Annotated in this window: 12 protein-coding genes, 1 pseudogene and 4 riboswitches; of the genes and pseudogenes, 8 read left to right on the top strand and 5 right to left on the bottom strand. The window is 39.9% G+C overall.

From position 1 onward, the window contains the following. Window positions 1-339 precede the first annotated feature (339 nt). The 3 genes from ACEWFH_RS16350 to ACEWFH_RS16340 are packed head-to-tail and all read right to left on the bottom strand — an operon-like array spanning window position 340 to window position 4,030. Complete coding sequence (locus ACEWFH_RS16350) at window positions 340-1,419, bottom strand: Ger(x)C family spore germination protein (RefSeq protein WP_473724843.1); 1,080 nt, start codon at window positions 1,417-1,419, stop codon at window positions 340-342. Then, window positions 1,412-2,506 carry a GerAB/ArcD/ProY family transporter gene (locus ACEWFH_RS16345; protein ID WP_473724842.1) on the bottom strand — a complete coding sequence of 365 codons (1,095 nt, stop codon included), beginning with the start codon at window positions 2,504-2,506 and terminating at the stop codon, window positions 1,412-1,414. Before ACEWFH_RS16345 ends, ACEWFH_RS16350 begins: the two co-directional genes overlap by 8 nt. Before the next feature lie 15 nt (window positions 2,507-2,521). After that, window positions 2,522-4,030: a spore germination protein gene (locus tag ACEWFH_RS16340; RefSeq protein WP_473724841.1), complete on the bottom strand. Its 1,509-nt coding sequence runs from the start codon at window positions 4,028-4,030 to the stop codon at window positions 2,522-2,524. A gap of 155 nt (window positions 4,031-4,185) precedes the next feature. Next, window positions 4,186-4,303: riboswitch (SAM riboswitch) on the top strand. A gap of 230 nt (window positions 4,304-4,533) precedes the next feature. On the opposite strand from ACEWFH_RS16340, the gene ACEWFH_RS16335 reads away from it, so the two are divergent. The 6 genes and pseudogenes from ACEWFH_RS16335 to modB all read left to right on the top strand — a co-directional run bounded on the left by ACEWFH_RS16335 (window position 4,534) and on the right by modB (window position 10,070). Then, the gene (locus tag ACEWFH_RS16335; protein WP_473724840.1) at window positions 4,534-5,346 is read left to right on the top strand and encodes an alpha/beta hydrolase family protein; all 813 of its coding nucleotides are present in this window, start codon (window positions 4,534-4,536) and stop codon (window positions 5,344-5,346) included. 40 nt (window positions 5,347-5,386) lie between these two features. After that, window positions 5,387-5,503, top strand: a riboswitch (SAM riboswitch). A gap of 127 nt (window positions 5,504-5,630) precedes the next feature. Beyond that, window positions 5,631-6,455 carry a MetQ/NlpA family ABC transporter substrate-binding protein gene (locus tag ACEWFH_RS16330; RefSeq protein WP_473724839.1) on the top strand — a complete coding sequence of 275 codons (825 nt, stop codon included), beginning with the start codon at window positions 5,631-5,633 and terminating at the stop codon, window positions 6,453-6,455. Window positions 6,456-6,488: 33 nt separating this feature from the next. Next, window positions 6,489-6,668, top strand: coding sequence for a hypothetical protein (locus ACEWFH_RS16325; RefSeq protein ID WP_473724838.1), 180 nt, complete (start codon window positions 6,489-6,491; stop codon window positions 6,666-6,668). A 169-nt stretch (window positions 6,669-6,837) separates the two neighbouring features. Further along, window positions 6,838-6,952: riboswitch (SAM riboswitch) on the top strand. Between the two features lie 108 nt (window positions 6,953-7,060). Beyond that, window positions 7,061-8,443 (top strand): LVIVD repeat-containing protein, encoded by a 1,383-nt coding sequence (locus tag ACEWFH_RS16320; RefSeq protein ID WP_473724837.1) that lies wholly within the window; start codon window positions 7,061-7,063, stop codon window positions 8,441-8,443. A 182-nt stretch (window positions 8,444-8,625) separates the two neighbouring features. Beyond that, on the top strand, window positions 8,626-9,414 hold the full coding sequence (gene modA, locus ACEWFH_RS16315; protein ID WP_473727323.1) for a molybdate ABC transporter substrate-binding protein: 789 nt from the start codon (window positions 8,626-8,628) through the stop codon (window positions 9,412-9,414). After that, a pseudogene (gene modB / locus ACEWFH_RS16310) lies at window positions 9,415-10,070 on the top strand (molybdate ABC transporter permease subunit). 43 nt (window positions 10,071-10,113) lie between these two features. On the opposite strand, the gene ACEWFH_RS16305 reads toward modB, so the two are convergent. After that, entirely contained in the window at window positions 10,114-10,245 is a 132-nt protein-coding gene (locus ACEWFH_RS16305) for a bacitracin ABC transporter ATP-binding protein (RefSeq protein ID WP_473724836.1), read from the bottom strand. A gap of 150 nt (window positions 10,246-10,395) precedes the next feature. Next, window positions 10,396-10,537, top strand: a riboswitch (cyclic di-AMP (ydaO/yuaA leader). 131 nt (window positions 10,538-10,668) lie between these two features. Between ACEWFH_RS16305 and ACEWFH_RS16300 the strand changes: the two genes are divergently transcribed. Continuing rightward, entirely contained in the window at window positions 10,669-12,495 is a 1,827-nt protein-coding gene (locus ACEWFH_RS16300) for an APC family permease (RefSeq protein ID WP_473724835.1), read from the top strand. Between the two features lie 54 nt (window positions 12,496-12,549). Here ACEWFH_RS16300 and gltP read toward each other — a convergent pair whose 3' ends face one another. Continuing rightward, complete coding sequence (gltP, locus tag ACEWFH_RS16295; RefSeq protein WP_473724834.1) at window positions 12,550-13,812, bottom strand: glutamate/aspartate:proton symporter GltP; 1,263 nt, start codon at window positions 13,810-13,812, stop codon at window positions 12,550-12,552. A gap of 239 nt (window positions 13,813-14,051) precedes the next feature. Here gltP and ACEWFH_RS16290 point away from each other — a divergent pair, with 239 nt between their 5' ends. Next, window positions 14,052-15,431, top strand: a complete 1,380-nt coding sequence (locus ACEWFH_RS16290; protein WP_473724833.1) for an amino acid permease — start codon at window positions 14,052-14,054, stop codon at window positions 15,429-15,431. The last annotated feature ends 49 nt before the right edge of the window (window positions 15,432-15,480 follow it).

Below are 15,480 nucleotides of genomic sequence, written 5' to 3'. Positions count from 1 at the left end.
GAAAAAGAAGCTTTCACTCCTCTGATGTGGTACTTCTTGGAGTGACGGCTTCTTTTTTGAGCGAAATTGTACGCGTTAAAAAAACACAATTAGGAAATGTTCGTTTCAAACGAACACTCATTTTTATTTATACTCTTCATCCTCTTATTTCTGAGGTCAATAAATATAATTTCACGTTAATTTCAATAATTTCACGTTAATTTCAATATATTCACATTAATTGCGATATATTCACGTTATTCTCAATATATTCACGTTAATTGAAATTTACCTGTTTTTCGACAATAGCTGACAGACTTCGGACGCGTGTTACTGATGAGCTACACCATCAAAAATCCGCTACTCCGTAATCCCAGCCTGCACAATCTCCACTTTCACTTTTACGTTTATCGGCATATCGGGATATTGCTTATCCCATTGTTTAAAGTCAAATCCTCTCGTTCTGCTCCTTGCCAGATCGCCTAAGCCGATTGTATCTGCATTCCACTTTTGAAGTTTTGTCACGACTTTGTTAATCTTCTTATGCATATCCTTTTCTGTTGCTTTTTCAAGCTGTTCCACAAGAGGCGGTTTACTGACAGGGATTTTCGGTGCTTCACTTATCCGGCCCTTAATCTTCACTTCAATAACTACTTCAGGAGATCGTTTGACATGTTTAAAGTGGTACTCTGCTTTGGATGAGATGTTTTGAATGGTGAAGAATCGATCCTTGCTGAATTTCACTTCATAAATCCCTCGTTCAAAAGATTCCATCAGCAGTTTGAGCAGAAAGGATTCTTTTAAGTTTAGTTGGCCGACCATTTTATCATCTTTTAAGATGGCGGTTCCTTTCACCCTAATTCGATCGCCACTTTTCTCTAATAACGGCAAATTGGGATCCATACCTTTCCCGTAAAAGGTGTACAAAAATCGATGAATATTGGAATCTGGGATATTGGACTGCATATTTTGCTGTAAAAGCTGAAACAGATACTTGGAAGGTGTTTCACTGAGTGGGTACCTTTGCTCCAACACCGCTTTCGTGCTCCCCTGAACGACGGCCAGATATAGATCACGTCCTAAAGCAGGATCACGCTGTAAGGTATCGACCAGATTATAAATGCCTTTTTCCGCTAACCGATCGTCATACAAAGCAACTTCTAAACGGCCGATTTGAAAAGGCTTTGGCGATTCTGCTTGTTCGAGAGCTCTAGCCATTTTACTTGTATGTGTTGTCGCGGTAAACACTTGTGAGATAGGTGGTACATCTTCACCGCTCTGGGGAATGGCTACCATCCCGTTTAATTCAACTTTGTTTTTAGAATGATAATCATAGCCGACTGCTGATACGAGTTGGATGTCTTCTAGAATTCTTTTACTCGGAAAACATCCGGTGAGCAGGGCAATAGAAATGATGATGAACAGATATTTTCTAACCATGTTTTGTTTTCCTCACTTTTGTCAAAATAAGCTGGATCACAAAAAGAAAGGGGATGTATGCGTACAGAATATAAAAACCAACTTGAGAGACTCTGCTGTTCAGCATGTCGACCTGCTGCCGATCGATGACAAGAATACACATTACAAAAACGACAAAAAGTAATGCGCGTAACGCACTTTTTTGTTTGATTTTATATAACCGATGCATACCTCGGCTGACAGACCACAACCCAATGCATAGGTTAGGTAAAATAACAAAAATCCAAAGAGCGATTCCTGCATATTCGAAACGCTGTGCAAATGGGAGGTCCACGATTTTCCAAAGTGTAAGTGTTGCCCAAATCGTGTGTTGCAGCTGTTCTTGATTAAAATAAACAAACGAAACAAATATGGTAATCAAGTACGTAAACATCGTAAATAGATTGCCGAAATGTGCCCATTTATGAGACTTTTCAGGGTGTTTCAGAAACGGTAGATACATCAAGATTAATTCAAAGCCCAAATAATCAAGCGTAACACCTTTCGTTGCAGCCATGAGCTCACTAAATGAATGATCTAGTATCGGAAGAAGATTTGTATAATGAGCATCTTTTAGTGCGTAATATTTTAGTAAAAATAGAGGCAAGGTTATGAAGAATCCTAGCACAGATAGTCCTGCAACAATCCGTATTCCTCCTACAACAAAAGAATAAGCAAGTCCGAGTAAAATAAAGCTGATAACCGCTGTATTAAGTTCGGGGAACATCCAAATCTGAATCACTTCTATATATGTTCTCAGCACGGTTACGATCGTTGAGCTGAAATACAGCAAAAGAAGAAAACTTAACACACCGCCAATCCACTTTCCGAACAAATTTCGATGCACGCCAATAATATCGGTATTCTCTTTTGAAAGAATCCGATAAATCATCCAGATCAATACATTGAATGATAGGCCTCCAAGCACCACGGCGATCCAGGCATCATGACCTGCGGATTTCGCGATGTACCGTTCGAATCCTAGGATACCTACGCCAATCTGCATCGTTGTGACGATGTAAAACGCCATATAGGGTGATATCTGTTTGTTTTCACTAATCTGAGACATACATATCCCTCTTTTTTAGTCCTCTATGTCATGCTTTTCATTTGCGCGTTTCTTATTCATCCTTTTTTTATCGTTAGGTCTTAATGAGGTAGGACGATTGTATTGAGTATTGAACGGCAGACGGATGAGCGCATCTTTCAAATCATTCGTACGTAGCGGATAAAGCGGTGCGATATAAGGTCTGCCGAGTGACGTCAACTTCAATAAATGTGACAGGATAAAAGCAAAGCAAATTACCACACCAAGTACACCTAAAAATTGTGCAAATAATAAAAACGGAAAGCGCAACAAACGGATGGTGTTACTCATCTGATACACAGGTGTTGTAAAAGAAGCGAGCGCGGCTAACGCGACAATAATCAAAAGAACGTTACTTGTAAGCCCAGCTTGAACGGCGGCTGTTCCGATTACGATCCCGCCAACGATCCCGATTGTCTGACCGACCTTAGAAGGAAGTCTTGCTCCTGCCTCACGCAGCAACTCAATCGATAGTTCTAAAACAACAGCTTCAAGTATAGGCGGAAAAGGGATATCGTTACGTGACGCCACAAGGGTCGCCAGCAGATTTTCAGGAATCATCTCATAATGAAAGGTTAAAACCGCTACATAAAGCGGCGTGGATAACACAGAAAACATAACGGCCATCAGTCGGATCAGACGAAAAGCAGAAGCTAGTACCCAGTTTAGGAAATAGTCTTCAAAGGCCGAGAAGAATTCAACGATTGTTGTTGGTCCAGTCAACGCGTGTGGCGATCCATCGGCTATAATCGCTACTTTACCTTCTGCTAATACACTTGCCACACGGTCAGGACGTTCCGTATCAATGAGCTGTGGAAAAGGTGAATTCCCATTGTCTGAGATCATCTGATTAATATAGGAGCTGTCTACGATATGATCATATTCAATATCGTTGACCCGCTGTATCGCTGTATTTACGTTTTCTGAATCAGCAATTCCATCTATGTAGATAATGGCAACCCTTGTTTTTGAGAGTTTACCAACGCGAACCTCTTTTACTGTGAACTCAGGGATCGGCAATCTTTTTCGTATAAGGTTCAGGTTCGTATCGAGTGATTCTACGAATGCTTCCTTAGGACCAACTACGCTGAACTCTGTTTCGGGAATAGAGATCTGCCGGTTTTCTGTAGAAAGACTGGGAATCAACAAACCCTCTGTATCTTCTTTATTCATCTGTATAAGAATAAAGCCTTCTGTTACTTTGTTAGCGATATCACGAACATCATTTGTCTTTACTATGCCATCTAAAGGCAAGTGTTTCTGGATATCATCTAGATTTTGAAGGGTAAGATCCGTTATATAGGGTAATAAGTCACGGTGGACAAATTCTGGGTTTACGAGTGTTTTATAATATGAGATATAAAATGTGCTTGCCGATGATTGTTTGACCGTGGAAAAATCTGCAGAAGCACTCAGTTTTTCCATCAATTCTTGGAAAGTTAAAGAATCTCGATTATTGGTCGGTTTTGGTTCTGGTTGTTTTTTCTTTTTCTTAAAAAAGTTCACGTGCGGCCACCCACTCGTTTTGAAGTAAGTTATTTTCCTAGCATTTCCTGACACCTTAATAATATTCTGATATGGTGCTTCCGGTAGGGTAGCGATTTTATCGTTGACATCTAATGACAGTTAGCCTATGATTATCATTAAATTAAATATTCAAACTCTTATTAAGAGCAGGCGGAGGGAATTAGCCCTATGAAGCCCGGCAACCATCGGCAAAACGTATGTTTTTACCGAAACGGTGCTAAATCTAACAGCGGTCACGCTGAAAGATGAGAGAACGAACGGATCTTACTTACTAAACCGTGTTCTCTTATGAACGCGGTTTTTTGTTTTTTCTATGAGTAGGTGCATGGACGGCTTGTTAGTTGTGGTTTTGTCGAATGGCCTTTATTTTGCGATTTAGACTTAATTGAGGATCAAAACGACTTAATTTTTTCATTTTAGACTTAATTGGTTCACATTTAGACTTAATTTGTACCTCATAAAAGTAAAAAGGAGTGGGTGAGATGGACTTAACGGGATGTATACAGTGGAAAGGGAAGAAATTAGCTCACACCATACATTATCCAGCGGGATTTAAGGGTGGCACCGAAAAGTTTCCGCTCATTATCATCTGTCACGGATTTACGAGTACACGAATCGGAGTGGATCGTTTATTTGTAAAAACCGCTCAAGCATTGGTGCAACTTGGATTTGCCGTTTTGCGATTTGACTATGCCGGCTGTGGTGAAAGCGATGGGGAATATGGGGATAACGAATTTGCGTGTTTTATTGACCAGACGAAAAGAGTAATTTCATATGGCAGCAAGCTTCCGAACGTGGATAGGGATTCACTAACGCTAATTGGTCATAGTCTAGGCGGGGCGGTTGCGGCTTGTACAGCGGCTGAGGATGATCGCGTCGGGAATGTTGTCCTATGGTCGGCGGTAGGAAATCCCTTTGAAGATATTAAGGAGATTGTCGGATATAACGGAGAACATGCGGTAATCGATCATTTAGGATACGCCATCACGGAAGATTTTCTCTTGTCGCTCCAAGCTTTCGCGCCTATTGAGGAAATTCGGAATTATGATGGCAACGTACTCTTGATCCATGGTACGGCAGACCCCGTGATTTCATCAGGTTATTGCAGAAATTATTTTGATGAAGCAGTGGCTCGAAAAGTTGGGAGCAGTAAGATGGTTCTTGTTGAAGGCGCGAATCATACGTTTTCTTCCATAGCTCACTTTGATCAGCTGATCACGGCCACTTCTGATTGGCTTTTGAAGCATGCAGCACATGGGTTTCAGAATAATTTGAAAAAAGTGTTTGACATGTAATGGAATTCCTGTAATAATACAAAGTAATTTGATAGGAATACTCTTATTAAGAGCAGGTGGAGGGAATTAGCCCTATGAAGCCCGGCAACCATTCGTACTGAATCGCCAGTATGGAAACGGTGCTAAATCTAACAGTGGTCACGCTGAGAGATGAGAGGAAATCGGATCTATTTTTCGAGAAGCCTTCTGTCTCTTTTATGAGCTCAGAAGGCTTTTTGCATGCTGCCTCTTGTAGAGTTTTTATCAAAGAAAAAATAGAAAAATAGGGAATAGGGGAGAAAGAAATGAAAAGAATAATTCAAGTTTTACTCGCGAGTTTGGCAGTGTTTGTATTAGCAGCTTGTGGATCATCAGCAACAAGCGGCGGGGAGAAAACAGAAAAGCTGGTAGTTGGGGCATCGAACGTACCGCATGCTGAGATTTTAGAAGAAGCTAAGCCACTTTTAAAAGAAAAAGGCGTTGATCTAGAAATCGTTACATTCCAAGACTACATCTTGCCGAATAAGTCACTTTATGAAAAAGAAATCGATGCGAACTACTTTCAGCACATTCCATATTTGACACAGCAAGTGAAAGACAACCCGAAGTACAAGTTTGAAAATGCTGGTGCGGTTCACCTTGAGCCGATGGGAGTTTATTCGAAGAGACATAAGTCATTGAAGGATCTTCCGGATGGCGCGAAAGTAATCTTAAGTAACTCGGTTGCTGAGCATGGACGTATTCTTTCCATCTTTGAAGCAGAAGGGCTGATCAAGCTTAAAGAAGGAAAAGGCTATGAAGCACAGCTTAGCGATATTGTAGAAAATCCGAAGAATCTTGAGTTTGTGGCAGACATCGATCCAGGTCTATTAACAAAAGCGTATGAGCACGATGAAGGAGACGCAATTGTTATCAACACAAACTTCGCGATTGATGCAGATCTAAACCCGAAAGAAGATTCTATCGCACTAGAAGGATCTGAATCACCATTTGCGAACATCATCACGGTTCGTGAAGGAGACAAAGACAAAAAAGCGATCAAAACATTGCTAGAAGTGCTTCACTCAAAAGAAATCACAGACTTTATTGACAAAGAGTACAAAGGTTCTGTGCTTGCTGTGACAGAGTAAAATTAGATTAATTACGTCTTGTTTTCGAGGTGAATGAAACTGGGAATCTTATCTGACCGTGTAAACGAGCGCAGGGAAAGAATCATTACTTTTATTCTTGCTGCCGCTAAATTAGAGTATCAGTTAAACGATAAGGATTATTACCACAGACTGCCTCTAGCCAAATTAGAGCAAGAATATAAGGAACTTAAGGAACTGCAGAAAAAGTTATAGTAAGTGAACTTAGAGCAGCCGTATATCGACTGCTCTTTTTTTATGGGTGATGATAGGTTGCTTGAAGCAAGAAATTTCACCAATTAGGTCATCCAAAAGTTTATTTGAGAAAAATATATTGACATTACATGAAATTCCTGTAATAATACATAGTAATTTGATAGGAATACTCTTATTAAGAGCAGGTGGAGGGAATTAGCCCTATGAAACCCGGCAACCATTCTTACTGAATAGCCAGTAGGAAAACGGTGCTAAATCTAACAGCGAACGCTGAGAGATGAGAGGAAATCGGATTTTTTTCGGAAGCCTTCTGTCTCTTTTATGAGTTCAGAAGGCTTTTTGTATTCTGCCTCTTGTAGAGTTTCTATCAAAAAATCTAAGGAGGAATTATTTTGAAAAGAAAATTTTTGTTAAGTACAGCGCTAGTCACGGGGTTAACGGTTTCGTCTATCTTACCAGTTACATATGCGCACGATGAACTGGGAGACATCAACATTGAAAAAGGTCAGCGTAACCCTGATGAGATCAATTCTGTTCCGGTGACAGAAGGAAGTAAGAACTTAAGGTATTTGCACGAAGCAGCAGCTGTCCCTTTGAAAGAAATTAGAGAAGGTGTCAAAAACAGTACAGCCGACGTGTATGCACATAAAGGATTTGCTTACACAGGGACACATACTTCTGGAGGAGGAAACGGCGGGGTTCGTGTGTTTGACTTAAAAGACCCATCCAACCCTAAAGAGGTTGCTGTTTTCGCAGATCAAGACATTCCTGGAACTTGGCAGGAAAAAGTAATCGTTAAAACGGTAAACACAAAATCTTTTAAAGGAGATTTAGCTGTTGTATCTGTTCAGCAACTAAATAATAAAAATCCGGATTCCAAAGGTGGGTTTCTTTTATACGACGTAACCAATCCATATGAACCTAAGAAATTAGGGTTCTATGAAGTAACAAAGAAAACAAGAGGAACACATGAATTATATTTAACGACGCAAGGGGAACGTGTACTGGTTCTCGCAGCGAATCCATACGCTGATTACTATTCTCATGGAAAAGAGAAGGACTTCCAGCTTGTTGATGTGACGAATCCAGCTGAGCCTAAGAAGCTTTACGAATTTGATCCTCGCTCACTGCCAGAAGTGAGTGAAGACTTTGACGGATACAACTGGAACGCGCCAGACGGCAAGAAGCGACCGGTATTCAACCATAGCGCTTATGCGGATGAAACAGGAAAAACAGCCTTCCTTTCTTTCTGGGACCTTGGAACAATCATTTTAGATATCTCCGACCCTGAAAACGTAAAATATGAGGGAAGAACAACATTTGCTTCTGATCAACAAGGTTCTGCACACTCGGCTGCACTTGCAAAAGGCGGCACGGTACTTGTTGAAACAAGAGAGGTATATGCGCCAATTAAGCCAGGTTACGAGCAATCGTATGGTTACACAAGAATCTTTGACATTAAGGATAAAACAAATCCAAAACTTTTAAGTGAGTTCAAAACAGATCTGACAGAAGATATTTCAGAAGATCCGAATAAGCAAGTCACGTTTGGTAAGACTGTTCATGATCCAAAAGTACAAGGAAATACATTGTACCTTTCTCACTATGCAGGCGGAGTGAGAGCCGTTGATATCACAAACCCGAGTAAACCTGTTCAGATCGGGAAATATGTTCCTGCTAATGCGAACATTTGGGGAGTTTTCGTAGATCAAAACTATGTACTCGCATCTGACATGGGAACAGGTTTAAAAGTTTTACAGAAAAATAATAAGTAAATAAAGTTTACTCTCGGTGACAGAGTAAGGTTGGAGGTTGTTCGTAAAGTAGAAAATACTTTTCGGACAGCCTTTTTCGTTTTACTTTCAAATGCCACAGGTCAACTCTCTAAAATAGGATTCATTTAAACTATTTTGTTATAATCAGAGGTAATGATCTTGCTTAGGAAGGAAGAAAAATGTTGAAAAAGTGGTTTTATGTGTTTTTCTGTATGGTTTTACTTACTATTATCCTTTCAAGCTGCGGGCAAAAAGAGCGGAAACATAGTGTCAAATCAGATGAAAAGATCGAACTTACCATCTCAGCAGCTTCAAGTTTACAGGATGTACTCACTGAAATGAAAACCCTATATGAAAAAGAACATCCGAACATAAAGATTACATATAACTTTGGAGCGTCAGGAGCACTGCAGCAACAAATTGCACAAGGTGCACCCGTGGACCTCTTTTTCTCTGCTGCAGAAGATAAATATGATTTGCTTATAAAAGAGGGATTCATCGATAAGAACACGGGAACGGATCTTGTTAGGAACGAATTGGTGCTAATTGTTTCTACCAACTCGAATAAAAAAGGGTTTGAGGATTTACCGAAAACCGACAGAATCTCAATCGGTACACCAGAGTCTGTGCCAGCTGGAACGTACGCGAAAGAAACACTTGAAAACCTAAATCTATGGAACGAGATCGAAAAGAAAGTTGTCTTTGCCAAAGATGTTCGCCAAGTGCTTACATATGTAGAAACAGGGAATGTGGACGCGGGAATCGTTTACAAAACAGACGCCATAATCTCGGATAAAGTAAGAATTGCAGCAACCGCAAACGAACAAACTCATTCACCCATTGTCTATCCGGTCGGTGTGATTAAAAACAGTTCACACCAAAAAGAGGCCAAGCAGTTTTATGAATTCCTGAAAAAAGAGGAGTCAATCAAAACATTTGAAGAGTACGGATTTAAGCGGGTAGGAAAATAGATGGTTATCGACTTTTGGTCACCAGTCAAACTGTCGTTAGGAATTGCACTGGTTGCGGCAATTCTCGTAATCGGTACAGGCTTGTTTTTTGGACGGGTGATGGCTCATAAGAAATTCAAAGGGAAATCAGTTGTTGAAACGTTCTTTTTATTGCCATTAGTGCTGCCGCCAACGGTTGTCGGTTTTCTTTTAATTGTACTATTCGGAAGAGAGGGTCCTGGCGGGCAACTCATTGAATGGTTATTTCACCAGCCGATCATGTTTACATGGTGGGCCGCTGTGATTGCGTCTTCGGTTGTTGCCTTTCCGCTCATGTATCAATCGGCAAAAGCTGGTTTCGAGTCCATTGACGGAGATATCGAAAATGCGGCACGAGTAGATGGCGCGAATGAATGGCATGTTTTTATGAGGATATCCATTCCTTTAGCACTTAGGGCGATTATATCCGGTAGCATCTTAAGTTTTGCACGAGCATTGGGTGAGTTTGGTGCAACACTAATGTTCGCGGGGAATATTCCTGAAAAACGCAAACGGTATCCACCGCGATCTACATGGCGATTGACTCCGGAAATATGGATCTCGCCTGGATGTGGGTAGCGAGTGTTGTTGGGATTTCCTTCTTGATGTTAATTGCTGTTAATCGAGTAAGGGCTTGATGGTGAATACAAACTAAAAAAAGAACCACAATTGGGTTCTTTTTTAGTATCTGGGTGTAGGCCTCTTATTTGAAATGTCAGCTTTTTCATTTTCAAAACCAAACTGCTCATTAATTTCTTCAGCTAGTTCTGTTAAGTATTCATCAGAGAAAAAGGGGTTCTTATCTTTTGACATGTATGTACTCCTTTAAAATTATGTTTATTATTACTTTAATAAGCTAATTATTTATTCATATAAACAATATGTACAACATATTTGTTACCTATTCAAAAATAATGGTATTTACTTTTTGAATTGCCGGGAGTATTATTAGTTCAGTTTCAAATTTCTTAATCGCTAAAACCATGTGGTGCGGGGGACCCAACTATTGGATTAAATATAATCCATGGGGTGAATCCTTTTTAGGTAGGGCTACTCAAAGGCCCGAATCCGACAGCTAACTCCGTAAGCGTTTATGAGAAGGAAGGTGGAGCTTGTAGAACCCGAAAATTGAGGTCTGCAGGTCGTTCTTCGTGATGACTTGCAGACTTTTTTATTGAAAAAAGTTCATTTTGTAAACATTAATAGAAACAAATATTTTCGGACGGAGAGAGAACGATGTTAACATCCATAAAAAGACTTTTAATCGGTCGACCACTGAAATCGGCGGAATTAGGAGAACAAAAAATAAACAAAACAAAAGCTTTGGCTATTTTGTCATCTGATGCACTTTCATCAGTTGCATATGGTCCTGAACAGATTTTGATTGTCCTTATAACAGTAGGAGCAGCTGCTTTTTGGTATTCAATCCCGATTGCGGTTGGGGTTCTATTCTTATTAACAGCTCTCATTTTATCGTACAGACAGATTATTTATGCTTATCCACATGGTGGTGGAGCTTATGTTGTCTCGAAAACGAACTTAGGCGTTAATCCCGGATTAGTTGCAGGAGGTTCACTCCTCGTGGATTACATATTGACTGTAGCGGTTAGTGTGTCGGCAGGAACGGACGCGATAACATCAGCTTTTCCTGCCCTACATGATTTTAACGTTGAAATTGCAATTGTTTTTGTAGTTTTTCTTACATTGTTGAACTTAAGAGGTGTTACAGAATCAGCTTCAATACTTGCCTATCCAGTTTATCTATTTGTATTGGCTTTATTTATACTTATTGCGGTAGGGATTTATAACATTTTGACCGGAGAAGTGCCACAAACCTTGCACACACCGATCGGAACGCCAGTCGCTGGTATATCCTTATTTATTTTACTTAGGGCGTTCGCTTCAGGAAGTTCTGCACTGACAGGTATTGAAGCCATCTCAAACGCGATTCCAAACTTTAAGGAGCCTGCACCTGTTAACGCAGCTAGAACGCTGATGATGATGGGTGGTCTACTAGCCATTTTATTCTCTGGGATTGTTACGTTAGCCTATTTCTATGGAATTGTTCCAAAAGCAGAGGTGACAGTTGTTTCACAAATTGCAGAAGAAACCTTTGGACGTAACTTTATGTATTTCTTTATTCAGGGGACAACGGCTTTGATTTTGATTTTAGCTGCAAACACGGGATATTCTGCTTTTCCTCTGCTCGCTGTTAACTTGGCAAAAGATAAATTTATTCCAAGAATGTTCTTGGTAAGAGGAGACCGTCTTGGTTATTCGAACGGGATAATCATACTTGGATTAGCCTCAATCCTTCTTATTGTGGCATTTCATGCTGAGACGGAACACCTTATTCCGTTATACGCAGTTGGTGTATTCGTTCCGTTTACGCTGTCACAAACGGGAATGATGGTTAAATGGCTTAGAGAAAAACCTGCTGGATGGGTTCCAAAGTTTGTGATCAACACGACAGGTGCACTCATTAGTTTCATCGTTACACTGATGTTCTTTTTAACGAAATTTTCACAAGTGTGGTCAATCCTTGTATTTCTGCCGATCATTGTGCTCATTTTTCATAGAATCAAAAAGCATTATGATGCAGTTGGAGACCAATTAAGACTGACAACGTGTGAACCATCTCCAGATATAAAGGGTAATGTTATGATTTTGCCTGTTGCGGGAATCACGCATGTGGTGGAGAATTCCTTGAAATATGCAAAATCCTTAAACCCTGATCAAATCATTGCTGTTTATGTAGCATTTGAGAGGGAAGATGAGAGGAAGTTTGAAGAGAAATGGGAAAAATGGCAGCCTGACATCCGCCTTGTTACTTTGCATTCTCATTACAGAAGCATACTCGGACCACTCACGAAGTTCGTGGATACAGTAGCTCATAAAGCAAAGGAAGGCGATTATCAAGTAACAGTTGTTATTCCGCAGTTTATACCGAAAAAAGGTTGGCATAATATCTTGCATAACCAATCAAGTTTATTGATTCGTGCGTACTTGTTATATAAAAGGGATATCGTGATTTCAACTGTACCTTATCATCTGAAAAAATAATGATACAAAAAACCGTGTCAGCAATTATTGCTGACACGGTTTTTTGTTTGGATATTAACTAACTTCTTGTTGGTATTGGTCTGCTTTAATATTGTTGAATTTGCCTTCCCATTTAGACATTACTACAGCTGCTAATGAGTTACCTACAACGTTTACAGCTGTACGTGCCATATCAAGGATTCGGTCAATTCCTGCGATAAAGGCTAATCCTTCAAGAGGAATTCCTACAGATCCCAGAGTTGCTAAAAGTACAACGAATGATACGCCAGGAACTCCTGCAATGCCTTTAGAAGTTACCATCAATACTAGCAATAAAGAAATTTGTTCAGCGATGGAAAGTTCAATTCCGTACATTTGTGCGATAAAAAGAGCTGCAATTGCTTGGTACAACGTAGATCCATCTAAGTTAAACGAATATCCTGTTGGAATTACGAAAGACGTAATTGCTTTCGGGCAGCCGAACTTCTCCATTTTTTCCATGAGTTTTGGCAATACTGTTTCTGAACTAGCTGTTGAATAAGCTAAAATTAATTCGTCTTTTAAGATTTTGATCAATGTGAAAATGTTAACCTTAACCATTGCAGCAACTCCACCCAATACGACGATAACAAAGAAAAACATTGCGCCATAAACAACGATAACGAGTTTACTTAATGGGATTAACGATTCTATACCAAATTTCGAAACCGTAACACCAATTAGTGCAAATACCCCAAAAGGCGCAAGTTTCATGATTTGATTTGTAATGTAGAACATGGCATCAGCAGTTCCTTGGAAAAAGGCTAATACGGGCTTACCTCTTTCACCAATCGCTGCAATTCCTAATCCGAATAGAACGGAGAAGAAGATGATCGCCAACATATCTCCTTGAGCTAACGATTCAAAAAGATTCGTTGGAACGATATTTAAGAAAGTATCAGCAAATCCATGGCTTTCCACCGATTCAGTCGTTTCTACGTAGCTAGAAATATCGCCTTTTGTTAACGATTTCATATCCACTCCTGCTCCAGGTTGGAATATATTAGCGATAAATAGACCAATAACGATTGCTAACGTTGTAACGATTTCAAAATATAAGATTGTTTTTCCGCCAAGGCGTCCTAATTGCTTAATGTCACCAACGCTTGCAACACCTACGATAAGACTGGATACAACAATCGGTACGACGATCATTTTAATTAAACGGATAAAGATATCTCCAATTGGCTGCAAATATCCTTGAACTGTTTCGTTTCCATAGAACAAAGCACCAATAATAATCCCGACAGCAAGTCCAATAAGAATTTGCCAAGCCAGACTAATTCTGAATTTCTTCAAATTGAATCACCTTCTTCATAAGTTTTTCTGAGATGTCCACATGAAGAATATTTTAGCTAGTAAAATGAATGGTTGTCAAATCAAAAATCTGGCAAGAACTATAGAAGTATAATTGTTGACAGATAATAATTCCACTTATTAGAAATATTTGAAAATTATAATCTTTACAAATATATCGAATCCTTGTAAAATGACGAAGGTGAATCATTCGACTATTATCGACAATTATTGGAGGCCATATGAACTTATTTAGAAAGAAGTTATTAACCAATCAAAGTACAGATCAATCTTTAAATCGCGTACTTGGTGCGGTGGATTTAACGATGCTGGGTGTTGGTGCAATTATTGGTACCGGTGTATTCGTACTTACTGGAGTAGCTGCTGCTAAATATGCGGGGCCAGCACTCATTTTATCATTTATTATTGCAGGACTCGCCTGTGTGTTTGCAGCACTATGTTATTCGGAATTTGCATCCATGATTCCACAATCAGGAAGTGCGTATACTTACAGTTATGTGGCATTTGGCGAAATCTTCGCTTGGATTCTTGGCTGGGATCTCGTCTTGGAATATGGACTAGCTTCATCCGCAGTTGCAAGCGGCTGGTCCGGGTATTTTCAAAGCTTGTTAACCGGTTTTGGAATACATCTTCCAACAGCCATAACGAGTGCATTTGATCCGGCAAAAGGTACGTACATTGACTTGCCGGCAGTAATGATTATTCTTCTGGTGACACTCTTGCTTTCAAGAGGAGTTAAAGAATCTGCAAAATTCAATGGTATCATGGTTATTGTAAAAGTAGCGGTTGTCCTTTTGTTCATCGCAGTAGGCGTTTGGTATGTAGAACCGGCTAACTGGCAGCCTTTTGTTCCTTTTGGATTCTCTGGAGTTGTTACAGGAGCAGCGGTTGTTGTATTTGCTTACTTTGGATTTGATGCAGTATCTACAGCAGCTGAGGAAGTAAAAGATCCACAACGAAACTTGCCGATCGGCATCATTTCAGCATTGGCCATCTGTACAATCATTTATATCGCTGTATCTTTAATCCTTACAGGAATCGTTCCTTATGAAATGTTAAATGTAAAAGACCCGGTAGCATTTGCACTGCAATTTATTGGTCAGGATTGGGCAGCTGGTTTTATCTCTCTAGGTGCTATCGTAGGGATAACGACAGTTCTGATCGTTATGATGTTCGGTCAGACTCGTTTGTTTTATGCAATGAGCCGTGATGGACTTCTTCCAAGTAAACTTTCGGAGGTTCATCCAAAGTCAAAAGTACCGCTGCCAAGTACATGGACGACAGGAATACTTGTAGCCTTATTTGCAGGATTTGTACCATTAGACAAATTAGCTGAGCTGACAAGCATTGGAACGCTGTTTGCATTTGCTACCGTTTCGCTTGGAGTTGCTGTTCTTCGAAAGACAAGACCAGACATCGAACGTGGTTTCAAAACACCATGGGTACCAGTCATTCCTGCTTTAGCGATTATTTTCTGTGTATATCTCATGCTTCAGCTTTCTGCATTTACGTGGAAAGGATTTGTAGTATGGCTTGTACTAGGACTAGTTCTTTACTTTAGTTATGGATATCGAAATAGTAAGTTGAATACAAGTAAATAACGGAAGATGAAAAAGCCGCCTTTTTAAAGGGTGGCTTTTTCGCTTTACT

Source organism: Fictibacillus sp. EA-CB0309 (genome assembly GCF_055814265.1).
Note: the sequence above shows the minus strand (reverse complement) of the source record. Positions and strands in the feature narration are given on the sequence as shown.

Bases quoted from the DNA above. Each gene is read 5' to 3' on its own strand.
- ACEWFH_RS16300 (WP_473724835.1), top strand. From the start codon at position 10,669: ATGTTAACATCCATAAAAAGACTTTTAATCGGTCGACCACTGAAATCG.
- ACEWFH_RS16290 (WP_473724833.1), top strand. From the start codon at position 14,052: ATGAACTTATTTAGAAAGAAGTTATTAACCAATCAAAGTACAGATCAA.
- ACEWFH_RS16325 (WP_473724838.1), top strand. From the start codon at position 6,489: ATGAAACTGGGAATCTTATCTGACCGTGTAAACGAGCGCAGGGAAAGA.
- ACEWFH_RS16335 (WP_473724840.1), top strand. From the start codon at position 4,534: ATGGACTTAACGGGATGTATACAGTGGAAAGGGAAGAAATTAGCTCAC.
- ACEWFH_RS16330 (WP_473724839.1), top strand. From the start codon at position 5,631: ATGAAAAGAATAATTCAAGTTTTACTCGCGAGTTTGGCAGTGTTTGTA.
- ACEWFH_RS16305 (WP_473724836.1), bottom strand. From the start codon at position 10,245: ATGTCAAAAGATAAGAACCCCTTTTTCTCTGATGAATACTTAACAGAA.
- ACEWFH_RS16350 (WP_473724843.1), bottom strand. From the start codon at position 1,419: ATGGTTAGAAAATATCTGTTCATCATCATTTCTATTGCCCTGCTCACC.
- ACEWFH_RS16345 (WP_473724842.1), bottom strand. From the start codon at position 2,506: ATGTCTCAGATTAGTGAAAACAAACAGATATCACCCTATATGGCGTTT.